At 67.0% G+C, this 3,989-nt stretch carries 5 protein-coding genes and 1 pseudogene; 2 read left to right on the top strand and 4 right to left on the bottom strand.

From position 1 onward, the window contains the following. Nucleotides 1-796, top strand: a 796-nt coding sequence (gene rlmB, locus H8B02_RS45895; protein ID WP_229172307.1) for a 23S rRNA (guanosine(2251)-2'-O)-methyltransferase RlmB, incomplete at its 5' end; no start/stop codon positions are given. A 61-nt stretch (nt 797-857) separates the two neighbouring features. On the opposite strand, the gene H8B02_RS45890 is transcribed toward rlmB, so the two are convergent. The 4 genes from H8B02_RS45890 to H8B02_RS45875 all read right to left on the bottom strand — a co-directional run bounded on the left by H8B02_RS45890 (nt 858) and on the right by H8B02_RS45875 (nt 3,544). Continuing rightward, nucleotides 858-1,289, bottom strand: a complete 432-nt coding sequence (locus H8B02_RS45890) for a hypothetical protein (protein ID WP_229172306.1) — start codon at nt 1,287-1,289, stop codon at nt 858-860. 91 nt (nt 1,290-1,380) lie between these two features. Then, on the bottom strand, nt 1,381-1,854 hold the full coding sequence (locus tag H8B02_RS45885) for a hypothetical protein (protein ID WP_229172305.1): 474 nt from the start codon (nt 1,852-1,854) through the stop codon (nt 1,381-1,383). Between the two features lie 171 nt (nt 1,855-2,025). Next, nucleotides 2,026-2,757, bottom strand: coding sequence for a sulfite exporter TauE/SafE family protein (locus tag H8B02_RS45880; RefSeq protein ID WP_229172304.1), 732 nt, complete (start codon nt 2,755-2,757; stop codon nt 2,026-2,028). Nucleotides 2,758-2,827: 70 nt separating this feature from the next. Then, nucleotides 2,828-3,544, bottom strand: a complete 717-nt coding sequence (locus tag H8B02_RS45875) for a dienelactone hydrolase family protein (RefSeq protein WP_229172303.1) — start codon at nt 3,542-3,544, stop codon at nt 2,828-2,830. Nucleotides 3,545-3,694: 150 nt separating this feature from the next. On the opposite strand from H8B02_RS45875, the pseudogene H8B02_RS45870 reads away from it, so the two are divergent. Next, nucleotides 3,695-3,989 (top strand): annotated as a pseudogene (locus H8B02_RS45870) (hypothetical protein); the annotation flags it as partial.

Genomic DNA, 3,989 nt, shown 5'->3' with positions numbered 1-3,989 from the left:
CCGAGGCAAGGGCGGTAAACCCTTCCAAAAAGGGCCGAAATTCGGCCGCCCGCCGGCCCGGCGGGAGCGCGAATCCGGTTCCGACGGACCGGTGATTCTGTATGGCTGGCACACGGTGGCGGCCGCGCTTGCCAACCCGGGCCGCCAGATCCGCAAGCTTTACCTCACCGAGAACGCCGCCAAGCGCCTTGCCGACGAAAACATCGCGACCCGGGTCACCCCGGAGATCGTCCGGCCCGGCGACATCGACCGGCGCCTCACCCCCGATGCCGTGCATCAGGGGCTTTTGGCGGAGGCCGACCCCCTGCCCTCGCCCGGCATCGACACGCTGGCGCAGGAGGGCATCGTGCTGGTGCTCGACCAGATCACCGATCCGCACAATGTCGGCGCCATCCTGCGCTCGGCCGCGGCATTTGCGGTGAAGGCGATCGTCACCACCGCCCGCCACAGCCCGGAGGCCACCGGCGTGCTGGCGAAGTCTGCCTCCGGCGCGCTCGAGCTGGTGCCGATGGTGACCGTGCAGAATCTGGCGCGTGCGCTGAATGAACTGAACGACCACGGCTTCCAGACCGTCGGCCTCGATAGCGAGGGCACCGAGGATCTCGGCAAGGTTCAATTGCAGCAGCCGCTCGCGCTGGTGCTCGGCGCCGAAGGCAAGGGCCTGCGGCAATTGACGCGCGAGACCTGCCGCGTCGTCGCCCGCCTCGATATGCCCGGCGAGATCAAGAGCCTCAACGTGTCGAACGCCGCCGTGCTCGCGCTCTATATCGGCGCCAGCCGGCTCGGACTGATGTAAGCGAAAACGCCCGCTCGCTTGATGCGAACGGGCGCTGATGTCTCTTCGACCGATCGTCGGATCAGTAGTAGCGGCGCAGCACCGGATGGCCGTAGCGATGCGGCGCGTAGCCGTAGCGATAGCCGTAGTGCGGACGGTAGGGCCGATAGTGATGGCGGTAGCCGTAGTGGCGATAGCCGTAATACGGACGGCCATAGCCTTCGCGGTAGTACGGACGCGGCGCCCAATTGCCCGGGCCGGTGTAGCTCGGTCCCTGGTTGACGTAATAGTACTGCTGCGCTGCGTCGGGGTAGGCCGCATCCGGGTCAGGCAGGCGTTCGACCGCGCCGTAGCCGCCATAGCCGTAGCCATAGCCACCGCACCCGCCGCAGCCATATGTCACGGCAGGCGCGGCATAAACCGGCGCACCGCAAGGGTTGAAACCGCATGCCATCGCGGGCGCGGTCACCATGACGGCCACGGCCGCAATCAGTCCTTTGATCATTTGACGCATTACTCTCTCCTGATGGTCTCTCTGTTCGTCGCTTAGCTCTTGGTGGCTATGAAGGCGCCCCCCGAGGGGCTGTTGATTTGGGGCAGTTGGTTTAGGGTCCTCGGGGACGCGGTGGCCGCGGGACCGGTCCCGGCAGCGGCTGCGGCCCGTTGAACTGCGGCGCGTAGATCACCGGCGGCGGATCGACCGGCACGCTGGACTGCGCCGGCACCGGCGCTGACCGGGCCGACCATGATTCGTGATAGCTCTCGGCCGGCTGCGGCAGGCGGCGGTTGGCCGGCGGCTCGATCTCGAGGCGGCCGTAACCCGGCATGTGGCCGAGGCTCGGATAATAATGGCCGACATTCGGCTGGGGATCGATCGGGCGGCCGCCATAGACGGTCGGCACCATCGAGTCGTTGCGGGCCAGCCCCATCGCACTTTCGACCACGGCGTAGGACGCGTCGACGCCATTGATGATGATGGGCACACCAGGGCGATTGGGCACGACAATGTCGAAGCCGCCGCCGGCCAGCGCCGTCGAGGTCATCGCAGCCAATATCGCAAGCGCAAGACTTCCGCGCATGTTCACCCAGCGTCCCGAATTGTTCCACCCGCAGCCTAATCCAACGGCTGGGCGGAAGGGTTAAGGACGCGGGCCAAACTGGCGGTAAGCCTAACGCGTAAGCATCGGCATCCGGTCAATGCGGCCGTGCGGCATCAGGAATCGTTAACGGCGGCTCGGGGTGCGTGTGCGTCAGGTGAACGCGTTCTCGATGATCGAGTGGATGCCGATCGCAATCGTGATCGCGCCGACCGCCATTTGCAGGCCGCGATTGGCCCAGGTCAGCCAGCGTGCGGAGACCGCGAGCGGCACCGCGATCACACTCGACAGCACGCCCATCCCGATCATCGAGCCGACGCCGAACAGCGCGACATAGCCAAGCCCGATCGCAGGATTCGGCGCCTGCGATACCGTCAGCACCAACAGCGCCGCGGAGCCCGCCATGCCGTGCATCAGGCCGACCAGCAGCGTGCGCCAGCGGAAGCCATGGGCGTGGCTGTGCGCCGCGCGGACATGCGGGCTGGTGGACGCAAGCGCCACGGTGGACGCACGCGCCACGGTTTCGCCGGCGTGACTGTGGGCGTGGAAATGCGTCATGCCGTCGCCATGCGAATGGGTGTGGAAGTGCACGCGATCGCGCCACAGCCGCCACCACACATGCGCGCCGAGGCCGACCAGCATGACGCCGACCGCGGTCTCGATCGGCTGCGCCACCGTCTCGGGGATCGCGTGCCCGAGCAGGATCGCGGCGCCGGCGAAGACGAACAGCGTGAGCGTGTGACCGAGGCCCCAGGTCAGGCCGTGCTTGACGATGTCACCGACATGGGTACGGCGCGCCGCGATGCTCGATACCGCCGCGATGTGGTCCGGCTCCAGCGCATGCTGCATGCCGAGCAGAAAGCCAAGACTCAAGATTCCGAACATCAATCCCCCGCGCCGGCGCGTGACGGCAGATCAAACACCACATCGCCGATCTTGTCAGGCCGGCACCTCGTCAAACCAGCACCTCGTCGAACAGGCCTTGCATCGCCGCCCAGGAGCGGCGGTCGGCCCGCGCATCGTACAGCGCCGCCTTCATGATCGAGCCGTCGGCGGCCGGGTTGGCAAAACCGTGCAGCGTGTTGCCGTAGCTGATCACCTGCCAGTCGGCAACCTTGGCGGTGCGCATCTCGTTCTCGAACGCCGCGACCTGGTCGGAAGGCGCCAGCGGATCGTCGGCTCCGGTCAAGACCAGCACGCTCGCCCTCACCGCACCCGCTGCCGCAGGCTGCGTGGTCGAGAGCACGCCGTGGAAGCTGACGACGGCCTTGAGGTCAGCGCCGTCGCGCGCGAGCTCGAGCACGACCGTGCCGCCGAAGCAGAAGCCGATCGCCGCGCAACGGGTAGCGTCGACCTCGGGCAATGCCGTGAGCGTCGCGAGCGCGGCGCGGGCACGTGCGCGGAGCGTGGCGGGATTGGTGCGCAAATGACCGATCAACGTCATTGCCTGCTGCAGATCGGCAGCCTGCCGCCGCTCGCCGAACATGTCGGCGGCGAACGCCACATAGCCACGCTCGGCAAGCCTGCGCGCCCGCTCCATCGCGAAATCGCCGAGTCCGAGCCCTTCGTGGAACACCAGCAGGCCCGGACGTTTCACGCCGCGGTCCTCGAACGCAAGATAGCCGCGCAAACTGGCGTCGCCGGCAGCGTAGTCGACGTCACCAGTGTGCATGCAATTCTCGTCAAAGGCCGCATCATCCGGAACGCATCATGCGCGAGAGTTACGGAACTTCACACTGGTTTGAACGCAGCGCAGGGTCGCGTCGGAACGGTCGCGCCACGGCGAGATTAGCTCTCCACGACGGCAAGAGGAGAATCTCGCATGACACGACTCAAAATCCACGGTGCTTTCCTTGGCGCAGCAGCCCTGCTCGCATCCGTGCTGGCCGGCCCCGCGATGGCGCAACAGACGATCGGCACGGCGATGCGCTGCTCGAACGCCAATCCGGACGCCCGATGCCAGGCGATGGGATCAGACACCGCCTATCGCCATCATATCTATCGGAGGGACCGCGACTGGCAGAATCCGAGCTGGCAAGACAGCTACAACCGGGTTGACCCCGGCCCGTTCGGGCCCGTCGACGCCGCGGCCGGCGTGGTCGGCGGCGCGGTCGGCA

This window comes from Bradyrhizobium altum (assembly GCF_020889705.1).
Taxonomy (GTDB): Bacteria; Pseudomonadota; Alphaproteobacteria; order Rhizobiales; family Xanthobacteraceae; genus Bradyrhizobium; species Bradyrhizobium altum.
The sequence above is the reverse complement of the archived record's forward strand: the minus strand, read 5'-3'. Positions and strand labels throughout refer to the sequence as shown.